Below are 18,488 nucleotides of genomic sequence, written 5' to 3'. Positions count from 1 at the left end.
GAACATTCCGCTTTCGCTTCGCGCTCGAAATCCTTATGTGTCGCCTGTCATACGCGCCACTTGAGGCACGCTCCCGACAACGAGAGACCAGAAAGCCTTATTTCCAGGTCGATGAACATCCAGTCGAAACATACCGAGCCGCTGATCCTGTCGGGCCGTGACGTGACCGCCGTGCTTGGGCCGACCAACACCGGCAAGACCCATCTCGCCATCGAGCGCATGGTGGCGCACGAGAGCGGCATCATCGGCCTGCCACTCAGGCTGCTTGCCCGTGAGGTCTATGGCCGCGTCTGCGAAAAGGTCGGCGCCCACAAGGTCGCGCTGATCACCGGCGAGGAGAAGATCCAGCCGCCCGGCGCCAAATATTCGGTCTGCACCGTCGAGGCCATGCCGCGCGAGACCGACGCCGCCTTCGTCGCCATCGACGAGGTGCAGTTGGCCGGAGATCTCGAGCGCGGCCACATCTTCACCGACCGCATCCTGCACCTGCGCGGCCGCCAGGAAACGCTGCTGCTGGGTGCGGCCACCATGCACGGCATCCTCCAGCGCTTGCTGAAGGGTGTCTCGGTGGTGACGCGGCCAAGGCTGTCGCATCTCGCCTATGCCGGCTCGAAGAAACTGACGCGGCTTCCGCGGCGCACGGCGATCGTCGCCTTCTCCGCCGACGAGGTCTATGCCATCGCCGAGCTGATCCGTCGCCAGCAGGGCGGCGCCGCCGTCGTGCTCGGCGCGCTGTCGCCTCGCACCCGCAACGCCCAGGTGGCGCTGTTCCAGTCGGGCGACGTCGACTATCTGATCGCCACCGACGCCATCGGCATGGGTCTCAACCTTGATCTCGATCATGTCGCCTTCGCCCAGAACCGTAAGTTCGACGGCTATCAGTATCGCAACCTGACGGCGGCCGAGCTTGGCCAGATCGCCGGCCGCGCCGGCCGGCATCTTCGCGACGGCACGTTTGGCGTCACCGGCCAGGTCGATCCGCTGGACGAGGATCTGGTCAAGAAGATCGAAGGCCACGACTTCGACCCGGTGAAGGTGCTGCAGTGGCGCACCGCGCATTTCGACTTCGCCAGCCTCGACGCGCTGAAACGCTCGATCGAGACCAACGCCCCGGTCGAGGGGCTGACACGGGCACTGCCTGCCGTCGATGCGCAGGCGCTCGAGCACCTGTCGCGCGGCGAGGATATCCGCGCACTCGCCACCAATGCCAAACGCGTGGCGCTGCTGTGGGAAGCCTGCGCGCTGCCCGACTACCGTAAGATCGCGCCGGCCCAGCATGCCGACCTCATTGCTTCGATCTATACGGACCTAGCCCGGCATGGCCATGTCGACGAAAATTACATGGCCGAGCAGGTGCGCCGCGCCGACACCACCGAAGGCGACATCGATACGCTGTCGCATCGCATTGCCCAGATCCGCACCTGGACATTCGTGTCGAACCGGCCCGGCTGGCTGGCCGATCAGGCACACTGGCAGGAAAAGACGCGCGAAATCGAAGACAGATTGTCGGATGCGCTGCATGAGCGGTTGACGAAACGCTTCGTAGACCGCAGGACTTCCGTCCTCATGCGGCGCCTTAGAGAAAATACCATGCCTGAAGCCGAAATTAGTCCTACCGGAACCGTCCTTGTCGAAGGCCATCATGTCGGCGAGTTGCAAGGGTTCCGCTTCACCGCCGACCAGACCGCCGGCGGCGAAGACGCCAAGGCTGTGCGCACCGCCGCCCAGAAGGCGCTGGCCGCCGAATTCGAAGCGCGCGCCGAACGCTTCGGTGCTAGCGCCAATGGCGACATCGCACTTGGCTCGGATGGCACGCTGCGCTGGATCGGCGCGCCGATCGGCACGTTGGTTGCCGGCGAAGACACGCTCAAGCCGCGCCTCGTGCTGCTGGCCGACGAACAGTTGACCGGCCCGGCGCGCGACAAGGTCGCGGCGCGTGCCGAACGTTTCGTCAATTTCCAGATCGAGTTGCTGCTGAAGCCGCTGGTCGACCTGAAGAACGCCGATCAGATTGCCGGCATCGGCCGCGGTATCGCCTTCCAGCTGGTCGAGAATTTCGGCCTCATCAACCGCCGCGACATTGCCGAGGAGATGAAGTCGCTCGACCAGGAGGGCCGTGCAGCCCTTCGACGGCTCGGCGTGCGCTTCGGCGCCTACCATGTCTTCGTGCCGGCGCTGATCAAGCCGGCGCCAGCCGGACTGGTGACGCTGCTGTGGGCGCTGAAGAACGACGGCAAGGACAAGCCGGGCTTTGGCGACGTGGTCCATGCACTCGCCTCTGGCCGCACCTCGGTGGTCATCGATCCCACTTTCGACAAGAGCTTCTACAAGCTTGCCGGCTACCGCAATCTCGGCCGCCGCGCGGTGCGCATCGACATTCTGGAGCGGCTGGCGGATTTGATCCGCCCGGCGACCAACTGGAAGCCTGGTCTCGGCCAACGGCCGGACGGCGCCTATGACGGCCAGTCCTTCATGGTGACGCCGCCCATGATGTCGATCCTCGGCGCCACCGCCGACGACATGGAAGAGATCCTGAAAGGTCTCGGCTACCGTGCCGAGCCGAAGCCGGCCGTCGAGGTCAAGGCGCGGCTCGAGGCGCAGGACAATGCCGCGCGCGAAGCGGCGGCGGCGAAGGCCGCGGCTGAAGAGGCCGCACGGGCCGAGCAGGCCAAGGCAGCGGAAGCCGCGGCGGTCGACGCGGCCGCGGAGGCGCCGGTCGAAGGTTCGGAGCCGGCTGCCGCAGTCGAGGCTACCGCCGAAATTCCTGTCGAACCCATAGCGGAAGCGGCGGCCGAGCCGGTCGCGGAAGAACAACCCGAAGCGCCTGCCGAAGCCACGGAAGAAGCAGCAACGGAGGCCGTCGCCGAAGTGGTCGCCGAACCCGTGCTGGCTGCCGAGCCAAAGACGGGAGTCGAACCTGTCGCGACCGCATCGGCAGAGGCAGTTTCCGAAGCTGCGCCCGCGGCGGAAGTGACGTCGGACGAGCCTGTCGTGGTGGCCGATGCAGCCGCCAGCGAGCCCGCTCCGGAAGCCGAGGCGCCAAAGCCGATCCTGTTGTGGCGTCAGGGCCGTTTCGAACAGCGCCCCCGCCATCCCGGCCGCAACAATCGCTCGCGCAACGGACAGGCGCGCGGCCGAAGCGATGCACCGGCGGATGCTGCCGGAGCACCGGCCCCAGCCACGCCTGGAGAACGTCCTGCTCACGAGGGGCGACGCGACGGCACCGGCAAGCCGCGCTTCGACCGCTCGAAGTTCAAGCCCAAGCCGCAGGGCGAGGGCGAGCAGCGTCGTGAAGGCCGCCCACAAGGCGAGCGCCCCGACCGACGCGAAGGTCGGCCCGACTGGAAGGGCGGCAGGCCGGATGGCAAGGGTGGCGGCCCCGATCGAGGCAAGGGCGGCGGAAAGCCGACCTTCCAGCCGAAGCCGCGCGAGGAGCGCCCGGTGCGCTTCGATCCGGACTCGCCCTTCGCCAAGCTCGCCGCTTTGCGCGACCAGTTGAAGAAGTAGACTCAGGGCTCGCGTCGATGGTTGCCCCAACGGCTGCCCGAGACCGCCAGCGCATCGACAAATGGCTGTTCTTCTCGCGCGCCGTGAAATCGCGCTCGCTGGCGGCGAAACTTGTGGTCGCCGGCCGGGTTCGCATCAATCGCGACAAAGCAGCGCAGGCCTCCGATCTGGTCAAGCCTGGAGACGTCCTGACCATCACACTTGATCGTCGGATCTTCGTCTGGAAGGTGCTGACCGCCGGCGTGCGGCGTGGTCCGGCCGAGGAGGCACGCACGCTGTACGAGGATATCTCGCCGCCGCCCGCGCCGACGGGCGAAGCCCCTCCCGATGCAATTCCGGCGCTGCGCGAGGCCGGCAGCGGCCGCCCGACGAAGAAGGAACGCCGCCAGACCGACCGCTTGCTTGGTGATGACTGATGTGTCGGCCAAAAAGTGCGTGACGATTTTGGGGCAACGAGACGCACAAAACGAACCCTGAACCCGGCAAACAAGGCACTTCGCGCGACCTGACCGATCCCTACCGGGCCTGCCGTCTGGAATTCCATTTCGGAAACGCCGATGCCACCAGGCATGGCTGCCCTTGCAAGCGGCGGGCAAAGGCGTTACCTCACGGAAAAAGCCCAACAAAATGGGACGTCCCGGAGCCGACCGATGACCTATGTCGTGACCGACAATTGCATCAAATGCAAATATATGGACTGCATCGAGGTCTGTCCGGTCGATTGTTTCTACGAAGGCGAGAACATGCTCGTCATCCACCCCGACGAGTGCATCGACTGCGGCGTCTGCGAGCCGGAATGCCCGGCCGACGCGATCAAGCCCGACACTGAGTCAGGGCTCGACAAATGGTTGCAGATCAACACCGAATACGCCGAGAAATGGCCCAATATCACTGCCAAGAAGGAACCTCCGGCCGACGCCAAATCCTTCGACGGCGAGGCCGGTAAGTTCGAGAAATACTTCTCGGCCGAGCCCGGCGAAGGCGATTGACAACAGGTCCGCAAAGGCTGGTATTACGTTGGGTAAGAGACAGGTCACATAAAGCGCCTTGACAGGCGGCGCTTAACTGTGGCCTTCGCTCATGCAGCAAAACCTTGATTCTTCCGACTTTTTGTGTTACATCAGCCAAACATGCCGGTGACACAACGTCGATTTATGGCGCAGACGCCCCAAATCACTGAAAGGTGAAAATCTCATTCCGGACCAGAGCGATCTGGGCCAGGCGGTCGCACTATTGCGGTTTGCCGGTCCCGGCTTTTCCGGATGGGTTCATCTGTTGTGCGGCTAACGATCGGTTTCCCCGATCGCGCGAGTTCGGGCCGGCAGGACGCCGGTACCACAACAAGGAGTTCAGGGCGCAATGGCAACGATAACCCCGCAGAAGAAGTCCACCGCTGCGCGTCACGGTTTCAAGACCGGCGAGTACATTGTCTATCCGGCGCATGGCGTCGGCCAGATCGTCTCGATCGACGAGCAGGAAGTCGCTGGGCACAAGCTGGAACTGTTCGTGATCGACTTCCAGAAGGACAAGATGCGCCTGAAGGTGCCGGTCGCCAAGGCGACCTCCATCGGCATGCGCAAGCTGTCGGAAGAGGATTATGTCGAGCGCGCACTGAAAGTCGTGCAGGGCCGCGCCCGCGTCAAGCGCACCATGTGGTCGCGCCGCGCCCAGGAGTATGATGCGAAGATCAATTCCGGCGACCTGATCTCGATCTCGGAAGTTGTGCGCGACCTCTACCGCGCCGACAACCAGCCCGAGCAGTCTTATTCCGAACGCCAGCTCTACGAGGCGGCACTCGACCGCATGGCCCGCGAGATCGCGGCCGTCAACCGGATGTCGGAAACCGAAGCCGTGCGCCTGATCGAGGTCAACCTCAACAAGGGCCCTAAGCGGGGCGCCAAGGCCGATAATGAGGAAGCCGAGCAGGAAGAAGCTGCCTGAACTTTTTCACCTTTGAATCCATGAAAAACCCGGCCTCGCGCCGGGTTTTTTTGTTTCTGGGACGATAGGCTGAAGCGTGTGGCCGCCTACGCCTCGCCGCCGCCTTCCCTCTCCGCCTCTTGCTTCAGCGTCGCAATGAAACGCCTGGTCCGCTGGTGTTCCGGATTGCCGAACAGCAGGGCCGCCGGGCCTTTCTCGACGATGACGCCGGCATCGAGGAAGACCACCTCCTGGGCGATCTTGGAGGCGAGGCGCAGATCATGCGTCGCCATCACCATGGTCGTCCCTTCGCTGGCGAGCTTGCCGAGCACGTCGACCACCTCTTGCGCCAGTTCCGGGTCGAGCGCCGAGGTCGGCTCGTCGCACAGCAACACTTTCGGCGACGGGGCGAGCGCGCGAGCGATCGCCACGCGCTGCTGCTGGCCGCCCGACAGGGTTGCCGGCCAGGCATCGGCCTTGTGTGCCATGCCGACCTTTTCCAGCAAAGCGAGCGCTCGCTCGCGCGCCCGCTCCGTTGGCCATTTCAGCACCGTCACCAGCCCTTCCATGACATTCTCGATCGCCGTGCGATGCGGAAACAGCTGGAAGTTTTGGAAGACCATGCCGGTTTGCAGGCGCAGGCGCTGGATATCCCTGGCCGGAACCTTGCCGCCGGGGCGGAATTCGAGCGTCTCGTCACCGATCCGCACCGTGCCGGATGTCGGGATCTCCAGCAGGTTGATGCAGCGCAGCAGCGTGCTCTTGCCGCCGCCCGAAGGGCCGACCAGCGCCGTGACGCTGCCTTCGGCGATTGTGACCGTCACGCCCTTCAGCACGAGATTGTCGCCGAAGCGCTTTTCGATGTTGGTGAGGCCGATCATGAGCGCGCCTCCAGGAAGCCGCCATAGCGGTTGAGTCGTTCTTCCAGCCGCGTCTGCAAGGCCGACAGCACCGAGCTCATCGCCAGATAGAGGATCGCCGCCTCGACATAGAGTATCAGCGGCTCATAGGTGGTGGCGACGATGCGCTGCGCGGCCTGGAACATTTCCGGAACGGTGATGGCGGCGGCCAGCGACGTATCCTTGACAAGCGAGATGAAGGTGTTGGAGAGCGGCGGCACCGCGACCCGTCCGGCCTGTGGCAGTATGGTGCGCCGCATCGCCTGGCTCCAGGTCATGCCTATCGAATAGGCGGCCTCCCACTGGCCTTTCGGCACCGAGCCAATTGCGGCGCGGATGATTTCCGACGTGTAGGCGCCGATGTTGAGCGTGAAGCCGATCAACGCGGCGGTAAAGGCGTCGAGCAGGATGCCGACCGACGGCAGGCCGTAGAAGATCAGGAACAGTTGCACCAGCAACGGCGTGCCGCGGAAGATCCAGACATAGAAGCGCACAAGCGCGACCAGCGGCTTCGGGCCGAACAGCCGGGCAAGCGCTGCACCGAGGCCGACCGTCAAGCCGAGAACGAAGGACAGCAGTGTCAACGGCACGGTGAAGATCAGGGCCGCCCACAAGAGCGAAGGCAGCGACTCCAGCATCAGTTGCAGCCAGTGCGGCACGTAAGACCCTCCAGATGGTCGAGGCGGCTTGATCAGGCGCGAATGCGCTCGACATGTCACGACAAAAGCGGCGGACCGTCAAAGACGGCTCGCCGCTTGATATCTCATGGGCCGGTGACCGGCCTCGCCGCGTAGATTACTTCGAAACGTCCTGGCCGAAATAGGTGTCGGCGATCTTCTTATAGGTGCCGTCGGCCTTGATGTCGGCCAGTGCCTTGTTGATCGCCGCAACCAGTTCCGGATCGCCCTTGCGCACGATGACGCCGGAATAGTCGGCGTTTTCCTCTTGCGCGGCGATCTTCACATTGGCGTCGGGCTTGTGCTTCTTGAAGTCGAGGAACGACAGGCTGTCATTGATGGTGGCGTCGGCACGGCCGGTCAGAAGCAGCTGGATCGACTGGTCGAAGCCGTCGGTGCCGACGAGTTCGGCGCCGTTGGTCTCTGCGAGCTTGCCAAAATTCGAGGTAAGCGACTGCGCCGACTTCTTGCCCTTGAGATCGGCGAAGGTCTTGATGTCGGTGTTGTCGCCGCGCACGATCAGCACTGCCTTGGAGGCGATGTAGGGATCGGAGAAGTCGTATTTGGCCTTGCGCGCGTCGGTGATGCCGACTTCGTTGATGACGGTATCATAGCGATTGGCGTCGAGACCGGCGATCAGCCCGTCCCACTTGCCTTCGAGGAACTCGGCCTTGACGCCGAGCTTGCCGGCGATGGCCTTGGCGATTTCGACGTCGAAGCCGACCAGCGCGCCCGAAGTGTCATGATAGGTGAACGGCGCATAGGTGCCTTCCGTACCAATCTTGATGACGCCCGCCTGCTTGATCTGGTCGAGATTGGCGCCGGCATGGCCCGACGTGACAGCCAGAGCCTGCAGCGTTCCGGCGATGATAAGCGACTTGAGCCATTTCATTTTTCTGTGATCCCGTCCTTGGCCGGCTGTCCGGCATGTTGTGAGGGTTGGAAACTGACAGATACAAGTCGAAAAAATAAGGAACAGGATTTCAAAAACAGCCAACTTCTGAAATCAGATTCTCGAAATAGTGTCTTTTGGCCGCAATCGACAGGGTCGCCGATCATCGCCGAAATCCCTCCGGCAACAAATCCGGCCGCCAATGGCTACGGAACCATTTTCCTGCATGGCACGTTCTGGATTTCTAGGGCACGACGCTGCGATTTCAACCCGGGCGCCCTGCCAAGTTTGCAAAGTCATCCGCATCGCCTGAGCCAGGGAGCGCCTCATGATGGAAGACACTGCAGGACGGATCATGGTCCGCGCGGCAATGAGGGCTCCCTACCTCGAACGTGAAGAAGAGCACCGGCTCGCATTGCTCTGGAAACAAGACAACGACCAGAACGCGCTGCACAGCATCACCGTTGCGCATATGCGGCTGGTCATTTCCATGGCTTCCAAATTCCGCCACTACGGTCTGCCGCTCGGCGATCTGATCCAGGAAGGGCATGTCGGCCTGCTTGAAGCGGCCGCCCGCTTCGAGCCTGAACGCGAGGTGCGGTTTTCGACTTACGCGACGTGGTGGATCCGCGCCTCGATGCAGGACTACATCCTGCGCAACTGGTCGATCGTGCGCGGCGGCACCAGCTCGGCGCAGAAGGCACTTTTCTTCAACCTGCGCCGCTTGCGCGCGCGGCTGGCCAACGGCACCGAACCGCTGTCCAACGCAACGCTCTATCGCGAGGTATCGCAGGCGCTCGGCGTCTCCGAGGCCGACGTGGCGATGATGGATTCGCGACTGTCGGCGCCCGACTCCTCGCTCAACATGCCGGTTGCCGATGACGGGGGTTCGAACGAGCGCATGGATTTCCTCGTCTCGGACGATCCTCTGCCCGACGAGGTCGTCGGCGACACGATCGATGTCGAGCGCCGCTCCGTGTGGTTAAAAGCGGCGCTCGCCGCCCTCAACGCCCGCGAGCTCCGGATCATCGAGGAACGCCGGTTGAGCGACGAAGGTGCAACGCTGGAAGCGCTTGGCGAGACGCTTGGCATCTCCAAGGAACGCGTCCGCCAGATCGAGGCGCGCGCCATGGAAAAGCTCAAGGTGGCGCTGGTGAAGCAGAATCCGGAATTTCTGGCGACTGCCGCCTGACCCGCGGCAGGCGTCTTACTTGTCGGTGACGATCTTGACCTTGTCGCCGGCCGAGACTGCGGCACCTGGCGACAGCGCATTCAGCACGCGGAACAGGTCGAGCTTGCGATCGACACCAACCATCTGGGCGGAAAGCGAACCCATCGTCTGGCCGGGCTGAACGGTGACGACGCGGATATGCAGCGGCTTCAGCGCCGCCTTTTCCGCGGCACTGAGGATACGGAACGATCCGCTCACCGAACGCGCCACCGCATCCAGCGACGTGCTGGCCGACGGCGCCGCGGTCAGCAGCCGGTAGACTTGGCCGCCGGCGCGGATCACGGCGATATCGAACTGCCAGCCTTCGGCACCGGCATGCGCGGTCGCCGCCTCGTTGCCGTTGATCGTTTCCTGCTTGACGGTGCTGTCGTCCAGCCCAGCCACCCAGCCGCTGCGGATATAGTCGGTGAGCGCCCGGTTCTTGTCGATCGAAACACCGTCGAAGCGGATCGCCATGTCACCAGGCCCTGTTGCCGTCACCGCCGCCGCCGAATTGTCGATGATGAAGCCTTGAGGCACCGAGAAAGACACGCCGAGGCCCGGATGCAGGAAGGTTTCGCCGCGCACATAGCCTTCCTCGGGCGTGTCGCCATAGAGCAGGCCGTCTATGCCGGCGAGGAACGAATCGCGGTCGCGCGTGCCGAAGCCGGGCGCGCCGAACTGGCGGGCATGGCGCTGCGCCAGATCGATGCGCTGCGGCGTGTTGGGGTGGGTGGCCAGGAAGTCGAGGCTGGCGTCGGTGGCGCCGCTGATCGAGCGGAAATCGGTATAGGCCGACATCGACTGCAGGAAGCGGCCGGCGGCGAAAGGATCGTAGCCGGCTTCGCCGATCGACTTGATGCCGATGGCGTCGGCCTCCAGTTCCTGGTTGCGCGAGAATTGCGCCAGTCTGAGCTTGCCGCGGATCAAGGCCGCCTTGGCGGTCGGGCTGTCGCCGAGCACATCCGAAACCACCTTGGTCGCCAGGCCTTCCTCGGCTTCCAGCTGCTGGCGCTGCAAGCCATGGTTGGCGGTGACGTGGCCCATCTCATGCGCGATGACCGCGGCGAGCTCGGCCGAATCATTGGCCAGCGCCAGCAGACCGCGCGTGATGTAGAGATAACCGCCCGGCAACGCGAAGGCATTGACGTTGGGCGAATTCAAAATGGTGATGCGATAGGTCTGCGTCGGATTGGCCGACACGACGGTCAGATTGCCGACCACCTTGGCGACCATGCGCTCGAGCTTGGGATCGGAATACTCGCCGCCATAGGTGGCCAGGATGCGCGGATGCTGCGCCTTGGCCAGTTCGGCGAGCTTGCTGTTGGCAGCGACATTGTCGACAGTGATCGGCCTGTCGGAAGGCTGGAAGCCGGATTCCTGAACCTCGGGAGGCGTGAACATCTGACAGCTCGCCAGCGCCACGGCAAAGCCGGCCAGCGTGAGAAAGCGCGCCAGCGGATTCATTCGTAGTTTGTCAACGCCGATCGCCAGAACGGCTTCCTTTCGGGTCCCGGCGCATGACCACGAAAATCGGGGGCGATCTTCGGAAAATGTCATGCGCTATCTCAAACTGCTGCAGCATCCGTCGCGCGTCCCCTCGGGGGCGAGCGGCGGATGCTGCAGGCAAATCACGGCCTGTGCCGGACCAGTAGGGCGGACCTAGCCACACTCCTCCAGCCATGGCAAGCAAGCGCCGCATCGCCTGGAGCCGGTTTGACCGTAAATTATGTCCGCTTCCGGGCAACATCTCGTGATACGGCATCCCCGGCACCCGTGCCGATATAGCGCCGGAACACTTCCGGGCCAGCCCCGGTGAAGAATTCGTCCGCCTTGCCGGTTGCCGCGACAACGCCATTGTCCAGAAACACCACGTGCTCGCCGATTCGGCGGGCATCCTCCGGCTGGTGGGTGACGAACAGCACCGTCATGCCTCGTTGGGCATGCACCGCGGCGACCAGATCCAGCATGTCGTCGCGCAGCGCCGGTCCGAGCGAGGCGAAGGGTTCGTCGAGCAGGAGCACTGGCCGGTCGCGCACCAGGACCCGGGCCAGGGCGACGCGCTGGCGCTCACCGCCGGAGAGTTCGCGCGGCAGGCGCTTTTCCTTGCCGGCAAGGCCGGTGCGTTCGAGCGCCTCGGCGATCGCGGCGCGGTCCGTGTCGGTCAGCAGCAAGGATGGCGAGCGGCCAAGCCCGACATTTTGCTCCACTGAGAGATGGGCAAAGAGATTGTTTTCCTGGAACACCATCGACACGGGCCGCGCGGACGGTGGCTCAGCGCTGACATCGGCCCCGCCGATCAGCACGCGGCCCGACCGCGGCGTCTCGAACCCCGCCACCAGGTTGAGCAGCGTCGACTTGCCAGAACCGCTAGGCCCCATGATGGCGGTGATTTTCGCCGCGGCGAAATCGACATCGAAAACGAGCGGCGCCTCGCCATAGCTGAACGACACCTGGTCCAGCCGCACCGGGGCGCCCTTTGCAGTCCTGATGGCCACCCCGTCAGGCATCCCGGTCCTTCTCCGTTCCCAGCCAGTGCGCCGCCATGATCAACGCGAGGCAGACGAGGCCGAGCAGCAGCGCGAGGCCGGCAGCGTCCTGCGTGCGGTAGCTGCCCATGCGCGCCAACAGAAGGTAAGGCAAGGTTTGCACGGAATCACTGCCGAACAGCGCGATGACGCCGAGATCGCCGAGCGACAGCGCCATGGCGAAAGCAAAGGCGGTGGCGAGCGGCCGCCGCAGCGACGGCCAGTCGACCAGCATCAACCGGTTCCAGCCGGTGATTCCGAGCTGCGCACAGATCCGTTCGTGACGCTCGCTCGCCGCATCATAGGCGGGACGGACAGCGCGCAGCGCGAACGGCATTGCCATCACCGCGTTGACGGTGACGACCATGACCGGGGCGATGGCAAAGACATCGCCGACATGGCGCAGCAACAGGAACCAGCCGGCGCCGACGACGATCGGCGGCACGACGAGGACAAAACCGGCGCCGGTATCGGCGGCATGTTCGAGCATCGTCTTTGTGCCGGAGCGGCGGTTCAGCGCCAGCGCCCGGCGCGCCATGGTCAGCGCCAGCGACAGCGTCACGGAAAGCAGTGCCGACAGGAAGGCGAGCACCGCGCTGGTCAGCGTCGCCTGCCGCACGACGGCCTCGCCGGCCAGCCGGCCGAGATCGGCGCCAAGCCCGGCCATCACCGTGGCCGCCATCGGTCCGACGACAAACAGCAACGCCAGCACGATGAGCACGACGTTCAGCAAGGTCTCGGTCCCATTGACGGAGAGGTAGCGGCGCGGCGCCACCGGCAGGTTGGTGTCGCCGACCACATTGGCGCCAAGCCGCGTCAGCGCCAGCACGACGACAAACGTCAAGGCGATCTGCAGCAAGGTCAGCGTGACGGCCCGCGCGGGATCGAAATCGAAGCGCAGCGCCTGGTAGATGCCGACCTCGAGCGTCGTCGCGGCCGGCCCGCCGCCGAGCGTCAGCACGATCGTGAAGGATGTGATGCAGAGCATGAACACAAGCCCGGCGACACCCGGCAACGCCGCGCGCAGCGTTGGCCATTCGATCAGCCGGAACGCCGGCCGCGCGCCCATGCCGAGCTGGCTGGCCAACCGCCACTGATCGGCGGGAATGGTCTGCAATGCCTCGAGGAACAGCCGCACGCTGAGCGGCAGGTTGAAGAAGACATGCGCGACGAGGATGCCCGACAGGCCATAGATGCCCGGCCAACTCCCACCGCCGATTACCGCGAACACGCCGGCGAAATAGCTGGCACGGCCATAGAGAGCGAGAATGCCGAGTGCCGCGACGATGGCCGGCAGCGCCAATGGTACGGCGAACAGCTGCAGGATGAAGGCGCGGCCAGGGAAGCGCGGATGCCGCGACAGCGCGCGCGCCACCAACAGCGCCGGCCCGACCGAAAGCAGCGTCGAGAGCGCCGCTTGCCAGAGCGTGAAGCGAACGACGCGCAGCAGATAAGGATCGAAGGCTGCCCAGGCGCCGGAGAAGTCGTGAGCGCCTTCGAAAAGCAACCCGGCAAACGCGCCGCCGATCAGCAGCGCGATGGCGGCGAGCGCGATGATGCCGGCTGTGATGCGGGGGTCAGCTGGATGGCGCTTGGGCATGTCGCGCTACCCAACACTGTTATGGGTGTCAATTGATTGAAATGCTTGGCTAAGGTCTAGTTCCCGCCCACCCCCCTCTGTCCTACCGGACATCTCCCCCGCGAGGGGGGAGATTGCTCGTTTCGCCACCCAGGCCAATTTCCAAAATGGCAGGAATGAGCGAGGCGACAGAGCTGCCGATCTCCCTCCTTGCGGGGGAGATGGCCGGCAGGCCAGAGGGGGGTGACTTGGCACAAACATATGGCGAAGCTTGAATCCTACTTGCTCATCGCCGCCAGCCATTCATCGACCCAGGCCTTGCGGTTGGCGGCGACCTCCTCGGGGCTGAACAGCAAGGTCTTGGTCGGCTTGACCAATTTGTCGAAGGCCGGGTTGAGCGGCTTGTCGGTCTTGCCGGCCGGGAACATCCAGTTGGTCTCGGGGATGGCATCCTGGAATTTCGGCCCGGTCATGAAGGCCAGGAACTTTTCCGCAAGCGGGTTTTTCGCCCCAGTCGTGGTGATGCCGGCAACCTCGATCTGCAGATATTCGCCCTCTTCGAACGACGCTGCCTGGTAGCGCTCGGTGTTCTCGGCGACCATGTGATAGGCCGGCGAGGTGGTGTAGGACAGCACCATCGGCGCCTCGCCCTTGGTGAACAGGCCATAGGCCTCGCTCCAGCCCGGCGTCACGGTCAGCACTTTCGACTTGAGCTTGGCCCAGGCTTCCGGCGCCTTGTCGCCATAGACCGACTTGACCCACAACAGCAGGCCGAGACCCGGGGTCGAGGTGCGCGGATCCTGGATGACGATCTTGTCGTCGGCGCTGCCTTCGACCAGGTCCTTCAGGCTCTTCGGCGGGCTCTTCAGCTTTTCAGTGTCATAGACGACGGCGAAATAGCCATAGTCGAAAGGCACGAAAGTATCGTCGCTCCAGCCGCCCGGCACATTGACGTCGGACACCGCGCCATGCGGTGCAAACAGGCCCGTGGCCTTAGCATCGGCGGTGAGATTGGTGTCGAGGCCGAGCACGATGTCGGCCTTGGTCGATACCCCTTCCAGCCTGACGCGGTTGAGCAGTGCGACGCCATCGGCGACGGAGACGAACTCGACATCGCAGCCGCATTCGGCCTCGAATTCCTTCTTCACCACGGGACCTGGACCCCAGTCGGCGGTGAAACTCTCATAGGTGTAGACGGTGAGCTTGTCCTTGGCCAAGGCAGGTCCGGACAGGGCCACAACCATAGCTGAGGCAAGGGAGTAGAAAAGCGTGCGCATCGGCGCCTCCTTCGTTCGAATTGAAAGGAATTGAGGCGCCGGACTGTCCGAAACGTCTAATCCCTCCGCCGGTACAAACCGGATCAGGTTCAGCGGGTTGGCGAGATTGCCTCTCAGCCGGTCCGCGAAGATCGCGTCCGGCACCCCGTTAGAGCGTTTCGAGACATAGGCCGGGCCGATCCCTCACGCAAGTGGCAGTTTGCCGGCCTTCCGTTTCCCGTGCCGGGCTGGTAAGGGCCACACGATATGAGCACTTTCACCATCCTGCTTGGCGGCGATCTCGTCCGCACGCCGCGGCTCGACCACCAGGTCGAAGGCTCCCGCGTTATCGCCGCCGACGCCGGCATCGGCCATGCGCGTCTGCTGGGCCTTGTCCCGGAACTGTGGGTGGGTGATTTCGATTCCGTGCCGGCCAACCTGCCGGATGACCTCGCCGCCGTGCCCCGCCGGACCTTTCCGACGGAGAAGGACCAGACCGATGGCGAACTGGCGGTCGCCGCCGCATTGGAGCGCGGCGCGACCAGCCTGGTGCTCGCCGGCGCATTCGGCGGCAAGCGCGCCGACCACGCCTTCCTGCATCTGGCACTTGCCCTGCGGCTGGCCGAAGCCGGAACAGCGATACTTTTGACCAGTGGCGCGCAAGAAGGCGTCCCGCTGCTGCACGCCAAAGCTGGCTTCGACTATGCCGACGGCACGTTGTTTTCTGTGCTCGGCTTTTCCGATCTTTCCGGCCTGACCGTTGCCGGCGCCAAATGGCCGCTCGACCGCGTCAAGGTGGCGTTCGGGTCGTCATTGACCATCTCCAACGAGGTCAAGGGCCGCCTCGAAATCACACTCGGCCAGGGCCGCGCGCTGTTGCTCGCCCACCCTTATCCACTACCTGAAAGCTGACATGGCCCCGCCCCTTCTCAATCTCGACGGGATAAAACTGACCTTCGGTGGCACGCCGCTGCTCGATGGCGCCGCCTTGACCGCTTCTGCCGGCGACAAGATCGCGCTGGTCGGACGCAACGGCTCTGGCAAGTCGACGCTGCTGAAGATCGCCGCCGGCCTGATCGAGCCACAGGACGGCGAGGTATTCCGCCAGCCTTCGGCGACAATCCGCTATTTGCCGCAGATGCCCGACATGGAGGGTTTTGCGACGGTGCGCGCCTATGTCGAAGCAGGACTCGGGCCTGCCGACGATCCATATCGCGCCAGCTATCTGATGGAGCATCTCGGCCTGTCGGGCGAGGAGCGGCCAAACGATCTTTCCGGCGGTGAGGCAAGGCGCGCGGCACTCGCCCGCGTCATGGCGCCGGAGCCCGATATTCTCCTGCTTGATGAGCCGACCAATCATCTCGATCTCTCGGTGATCGAATGGCTGGAAGAGGAGCTCGTCCGCACCTCCTCGGCGCTCGTCGTCATCTCCCACGACCGCCGCTTCCTCGAGCGCGTATCGCGCGCCACCGTCTGGCTCGACCGCGGCCAGACCCGCAGGCTGGACAAGGGGTTTGGCCATTTCGAGGAATGGCGCGACCTCGTGCTGGAAGAGGAAGAGCGCGAACAGCACAAGCTCGGCCGCCAGATCGTGCGCGAGGAGCACTGGCTGCGCTACGGCGTGACGGCGCGGCGCAAGCGCAACATGCGCCGCCTTGGCGAATTGCAGACCATGCGCCAGCGCTTTCGTGGCCATCGCGGCGCCGAAGGCTCGGCAACCATGGTGGCGAGCGACGCCGCCGAATCCGGCAAGCTGGTGATCGAGGCGAAAAACATCGAGAAGAGCTTCGGCGACCTCACCGTGGTCAAGGGATTCTCGACCCGCATCCAGCGCGGCGATCGCGTCGGCCTCGTCGGGCCGAACGGCGCCGGCAAGACGACGCTGCTGAAGATGCTGACCGGTGAGTTGAAGCCCGACGCCGGGTCGGTACGGCTCGGCACCAATCTGGAGATCGCCACGCTCGACCAGAAGCGCGAAGCGGTCGATCCACAGGAGACGCTGGCGCAATATCTCACCGACGGACGCGGCGAGAACCTCGTCATCAATGGCGAGCAGCGCCATGTCGTCTCCTACATGAAGGATTTCCTGTTCAAGGCCGAGCAGGCACGCACGCCGGTGCGCGAGCTTTCCGGTGGCGAACGGGCGCGGCTCTTGCTGGCGCGCGTGCTGGCGCGGCCGGCAAACCTTCTGGTGCTCGATGAGCCGACCAACGATCTCGACATGGAGACGCTGGAATTGCTGCAGGAACTGGTTGCCGGCTTTGCCGGCACCGTCATCCTGGTCAGCCACGACCGCGATTTCCTCGACCGCACCGTAACCAGCATCATTGCGCCGGACGGCGGCGGGCGCTGGATCGAATATGCCGGCGGCTATTCCGACATGCTCGCACAGCGCGGCGGCACCAGGCTCGACGACCGCAAGGCGCGGGTGAAAGCCGAAGCCGGCGAAGCCCCGGTCGCGACCAAGAATGGCACCGCCGCGCCAAAGGGGCCGGCGAAGAAACTGTCGTTCAAGCAGAAATTTGCGCTGGAATCCCTGCCCAAGAAAATCGAGGCTGTGATGGCGTCGATCTCGAGGCTTGAGAACAACATTGCCGATCCGGCCTATTACGAGCGCGATCCGGCCTCGTTCCAGAAGACCATTGCCGCCCTCGACAAGGAGCGCGCGACGCTGGCCGCATTGGAGGAAGAGTGGCTGGAACTGGAGATGCTGCGCGAGGAGATGGAAGGGTGAGGAGCACCGGACCGCAACGGAGGCGTTAAGCCGCCTTCGCTTGCTTGTGGGCTTTTATGCGCCTATATTATGCGCATAAAAGAGGCTATGTCCATGCTCCAATCGACGTCAAAACCTCAGCGCAAGTCCGTCAACACGTCCATTGACTCTCAGTTGATCAACGACGCGAAGGCGCTGGGTATTAACATCTCCCGCGCCGCCGAGGCGGGTATCGCGAAAGCGATTGCGGCGGAAAAGACGCGTCGATGGCAAGAAGAAAACAAGGAAGCCATTAAAAGCTCCAACGAATATGTCGAGCGCAACGGACTGCCATTGGCCAGACACCGGCTCTTTTGATGGCACGTTACGATTTCTATCGGAATACCGAGGGCAAAGGTTACCTTCTCGATGTTCAGTCCGACCTTCTTGAAGGGCTGAGCACGAGAATCGTCATTCCGTTGATGCCGCCCAACATAGCCCCGGTTCCGGGCCGCCGGCTAAACCCGACCTTCGCTATCGATGGCAAAAATCATGTGATGGTCACGCAGTTCATGTCAGCCTTGACGGCCTCTGAACTGCCGGGTGCCGAGGGGAATCTTTCCATGCACCACGACGTCATCGTCGCCGCGCTCGACATGCTGTTCCAGGGCTTTTGAGACAGCGGGCGCCGCGCCCGACACCCTGCTCAGCCCGCCGTCTTCGCCTGCCAGGCCTTGATCGCCTCGTCGAACACCTTCTCGCCAGGGATGCCCTTTTCCATGGTCAGCAGCGCCCGCCGTCCGGTCTTGTAGACGACCGGCACGTCGATCCAGTCCTGCCCGCGAAGCAAGGTCATGTTGGCGTCCTCATCGGCCTTGGTGTCGTTGAGCGCAACGAGGAAGAAACCGTCGGCGATCTTGGCCGGAATGCCGATCAGCGGGCTGCCGGCATCCTGTTCTGAACTCTTCATCGCGACGCGCAGGATGTTGTCGACACCGCCGCCTTCGAAGCCGTCGGGCGTCAGGAAGATCATCTCGATGATATGGCTGGCCGGCAGTGTCTGGTCGGTGTTGCGACGGATGGTCATGCGCAACTGGATGTCCTTGCCGGGAATGGTTGCCTCAGCACGGATCGCCGGTTCCGGTGGCAGGTCGCCACCGGGCGATTCCTGCACCAGCGACCAGACGATGCTGCCGGGCTCCGCCGAACCCTGGGCGGTGCTGGTGCGCTCTTCATAGAAGATTGCCTTTTGGCCCACCGGCAACGCGGTTTCCGCAGGCGCGGCCGCCGCGGCTGCCGGTGCGGCTGCCGGCGCCGCAGGCGCTGCG

Annotated in this window: 16 protein-coding genes, 1 pseudogene and 1 riboswitch; of the genes and pseudogenes, 9 read left to right on the top strand and 8 right to left on the bottom strand. The window is 64.1% G+C overall.

Annotated features, from left to right (window positions below; genetic code table 11):
- Positions 1–111: 111 nt before the first annotated feature.
- From AC1D2G_RS24395 to AC1D2G_RS24380, 4 genes are all read left to right on the top strand, one after another.
- Positions 112–3,507, top strand: a complete 3,396-nt coding sequence (locus tag AC1D2G_RS24395; protein ID WP_477417181.1) for a helicase-related protein — start codon at positions 112–114, stop codon at positions 3,505–3,507.
- A gap of 17 nt (positions 3,508–3,524) precedes the next feature.
- Positions 3,525–3,923: an RNA-binding S4 domain-containing protein gene (locus AC1D2G_RS24390; RefSeq protein WP_095089461.1), complete on the top strand. Its 399-nt coding sequence runs from the start codon at positions 3,525–3,527 to the stop codon at positions 3,921–3,923.
- A gap of 234 nt (positions 3,924–4,157) precedes the next feature.
- Positions 4,158–4,496 carry a ferredoxin FdxA gene (gene fdxA, locus AC1D2G_RS24385; protein ID WP_095089463.1) on the top strand — a complete coding sequence of 113 codons (339 nt, stop codon included), beginning with the start codon at positions 4,158–4,160 and terminating at the stop codon, positions 4,494–4,496.
- Positions 4,497–4,866: 370 nt separating this feature from the next.
- Entirely contained in the window at positions 4,867–5,448 is a 582-nt protein-coding gene (locus AC1D2G_RS24380; RefSeq protein ID WP_006327799.1) for a CarD family transcriptional regulator, read from the top strand.
- An 86-nt stretch (positions 5,449–5,534) separates the two neighbouring features.
- On the opposite strand, the gene AC1D2G_RS24375 is transcribed toward AC1D2G_RS24380, so the two are convergent.
- The 3 genes from AC1D2G_RS24375 to AC1D2G_RS24365 form a co-directional block, all read right to left on the bottom strand.
- A complete protein-coding gene (locus tag AC1D2G_RS24375; protein ID WP_477417179.1) occupies positions 5,535–6,308 on the bottom strand; it encodes an amino acid ABC transporter ATP-binding protein in 774 nt (257 codons plus the stop codon).
- Positions 6,305–6,985, bottom strand: a complete 681-nt coding sequence (locus tag AC1D2G_RS24370; protein WP_095089467.1) for an amino acid ABC transporter permease — start codon at positions 6,983–6,985, stop codon at positions 6,305–6,307. Before AC1D2G_RS24370 ends, AC1D2G_RS24375 begins: the two co-directional genes overlap by 4 nt.
- Positions 6,986–7,121: 136 nt before the next feature.
- A complete protein-coding gene (locus AC1D2G_RS24365) occupies positions 7,122–7,895 on the bottom strand; it encodes an amino acid ABC transporter substrate-binding protein (RefSeq protein WP_477417177.1) in 774 nt (257 codons plus the stop codon).
- Between the two features lie 328 nt (positions 7,896–8,223).
- Between AC1D2G_RS24365 and AC1D2G_RS24360 the strand changes: the two genes are divergently transcribed.
- Positions 8,224–9,087: an RNA polymerase factor sigma-32 gene (locus tag AC1D2G_RS24360; RefSeq protein ID WP_457153255.1), complete on the top strand. Its 864-nt coding sequence runs from the start codon at positions 8,224–8,226 to the stop codon at positions 9,085–9,087.
- 15 nt (positions 9,088–9,102) lie between these two features.
- On the opposite strand, the gene AC1D2G_RS24355 is transcribed toward AC1D2G_RS24360, so the two are convergent.
- The 4 genes from AC1D2G_RS24355 to thiB form a co-directional block, all read right to left on the bottom strand.
- Positions 9,103–10,572: a M48 family metalloprotease gene (locus AC1D2G_RS24355; RefSeq protein ID WP_477417176.1), complete on the bottom strand. Its 1,470-nt coding sequence runs from the start codon at positions 10,570–10,572 to the stop codon at positions 9,103–9,105.
- A 260-nt stretch (positions 10,573–10,832) separates the two neighbouring features.
- Positions 10,833–11,615, bottom strand: coding sequence for a thiamine ABC transporter ATP-binding protein (thiQ, locus tag AC1D2G_RS24350; protein WP_477417174.1), 783 nt, complete (start codon positions 11,613–11,615; stop codon positions 10,833–10,835).
- Complete coding sequence (gene thiP / locus AC1D2G_RS24345; RefSeq protein WP_477417172.1) at positions 11,608–13,233, bottom strand: thiamine/thiamine pyrophosphate ABC transporter permease; 1,626 nt, start codon at positions 13,231–13,233, stop codon at positions 11,608–11,610. The genes thiQ and thiP overlap by 8 nt, the downstream gene beginning before the upstream one ends.
- 257 nt (positions 13,234–13,490) lie before the next feature.
- Positions 13,491–14,489 carry a thiamine ABC transporter substrate binding subunit gene (thiB, locus tag AC1D2G_RS24340; RefSeq protein WP_477417170.1) on the bottom strand — a complete coding sequence of 333 codons (999 nt, stop codon included), beginning with the start codon at positions 14,487–14,489 and terminating at the stop codon, positions 13,491–13,493.
- 43 nt (positions 14,490–14,532) lie between these two features.
- Positions 14,533–14,647, bottom strand: a riboswitch (TPP riboswitch).
- An 88-nt stretch (positions 14,648–14,735) separates the two neighbouring features.
- Between thiB and AC1D2G_RS24335 the strand changes: the two genes are divergently transcribed.
- The 4 genes from AC1D2G_RS24335 (at position 14,736) to AC1D2G_RS24320 (ending at position 17,837) form a co-directional block, all read left to right on the top strand.
- The gene (locus tag AC1D2G_RS24335; protein WP_477417168.1) at positions 14,736–15,380 is read left to right on the top strand and encodes a thiamine diphosphokinase; all 645 of its coding nucleotides are present in this window, start codon (positions 14,736–14,738) and stop codon (positions 15,378–15,380) included.
- A gap of 1 nt (position 15,381) precedes the next feature.
- The gene (locus AC1D2G_RS24330) at positions 15,382–17,202 is read left to right on the top strand and encodes an ABC-F family ATP-binding cassette domain-containing protein (RefSeq protein ID WP_477417166.1); all 1,821 of its coding nucleotides are present in this window, start codon (positions 15,382–15,384) and stop codon (positions 17,200–17,202) included.
- A gap of 93 nt (positions 17,203–17,295) precedes the next feature.
- Positions 17,296–17,538 (top strand): type II toxin-antitoxin system CcdA family antitoxin, encoded by a 243-nt coding sequence (locus AC1D2G_RS24325; protein ID WP_477396293.1) that lies wholly within the window; start codon positions 17,296–17,298, stop codon positions 17,536–17,538.
- Positions 17,538–17,837, top strand: coding sequence for a CcdB family protein (locus tag AC1D2G_RS24320; RefSeq protein ID WP_477417164.1), 300 nt, complete (start codon positions 17,538–17,540; stop codon positions 17,835–17,837). The genes AC1D2G_RS24325 and AC1D2G_RS24320 overlap by 1 nt, the downstream gene beginning before the upstream one ends.
- A gap of 29 nt (positions 17,838–17,866) precedes the next feature.
- On the opposite strand, the pseudogene AC1D2G_RS24315 reads toward AC1D2G_RS24320, so the two are convergent.
- Positions 17,867–18,488: pseudogene (locus AC1D2G_RS24315) on the bottom strand (hypothetical protein); the annotation flags it as partial.

Source organism: Mesorhizobium sp. P2_C7 (genome assembly GCF_056404515.1).
This window is presented reverse-complemented; position numbering and strand designations above follow the sequence as displayed.

Coding starts and splice junctions, on each gene's coding strand:
- AC1D2G_RS24355 (WP_477417176.1), bottom strand. CDS start 10,572: ATGAATCCGCTGGCGCGCTTTCTCACGCTGGCCGGCTTTGCCGTGGCG.
- AC1D2G_RS24380 (WP_006327799.1), top strand. CDS start 4,867: ATGGCAACGATAACCCCGCAGAAGAAGTCCACCGCTGCGCGTCACGGT.
- AC1D2G_RS24365 (WP_477417177.1), bottom strand. CDS start 7,895: ATGAAATGGCTCAAGTCGCTTATCATCGCCGGAACGCTGCAGGCTCTG.
- fdxA (WP_095089463.1), top strand. CDS start 4,158: ATGACCTATGTCGTGACCGACAATTGCATCAAATGCAAATATATGGAC.
- AC1D2G_RS24390 (WP_095089461.1), top strand. CDS start 3,525: ATGGTTGCCCCAACGGCTGCCCGAGACCGCCAGCGCATCGACAAATGG.
- AC1D2G_RS24335 (WP_477417168.1), top strand. CDS start 14,736: ATGAGCACTTTCACCATCCTGCTTGGCGGCGATCTCGTCCGCACGCCG.
- AC1D2G_RS24330 (WP_477417166.1), top strand. CDS start 15,382: ATGGCCCCGCCCCTTCTCAATCTCGACGGGATAAAACTGACCTTCGGT.
- AC1D2G_RS24375 (WP_477417179.1), bottom strand. CDS start 6,308: ATGATCGGCCTCACCAACATCGAAAAGCGCTTCGGCGACAATCTCGTG.
- thiB (WP_477417170.1), bottom strand. CDS start 14,489: ATGCGCACGCTTTTCTACTCCCTTGCCTCAGCTATGGTTGTGGCCCTG.
- AC1D2G_RS24320 (WP_477417164.1), top strand. CDS start 17,538: ATGGCACGTTACGATTTCTATCGGAATACCGAGGGCAAAGGTTACCTT.
- AC1D2G_RS24325 (WP_477396293.1), top strand. CDS start 17,296: ATGCTCCAATCGACGTCAAAACCTCAGCGCAAGTCCGTCAACACGTCC.
- AC1D2G_RS24395 (WP_477417181.1), top strand. CDS start 112: ATGAACATCCAGTCGAAACATACCGAGCCGCTGATCCTGTCGGGCCGT.
- thiQ (WP_477417174.1), bottom strand. CDS start 11,615: ATGCCTGACGGGGTGGCCATCAGGACTGCAAAGGGCGCCCCGGTGCGG.
- thiP (WP_477417172.1), bottom strand. CDS start 13,233: ATGCCCAAGCGCCATCCAGCTGACCCCCGCATCACAGCCGGCATCATC.
- AC1D2G_RS24360 (WP_457153255.1), top strand. CDS start 8,224: ATGATGGAAGACACTGCAGGACGGATCATGGTCCGCGCGGCAATGAGG.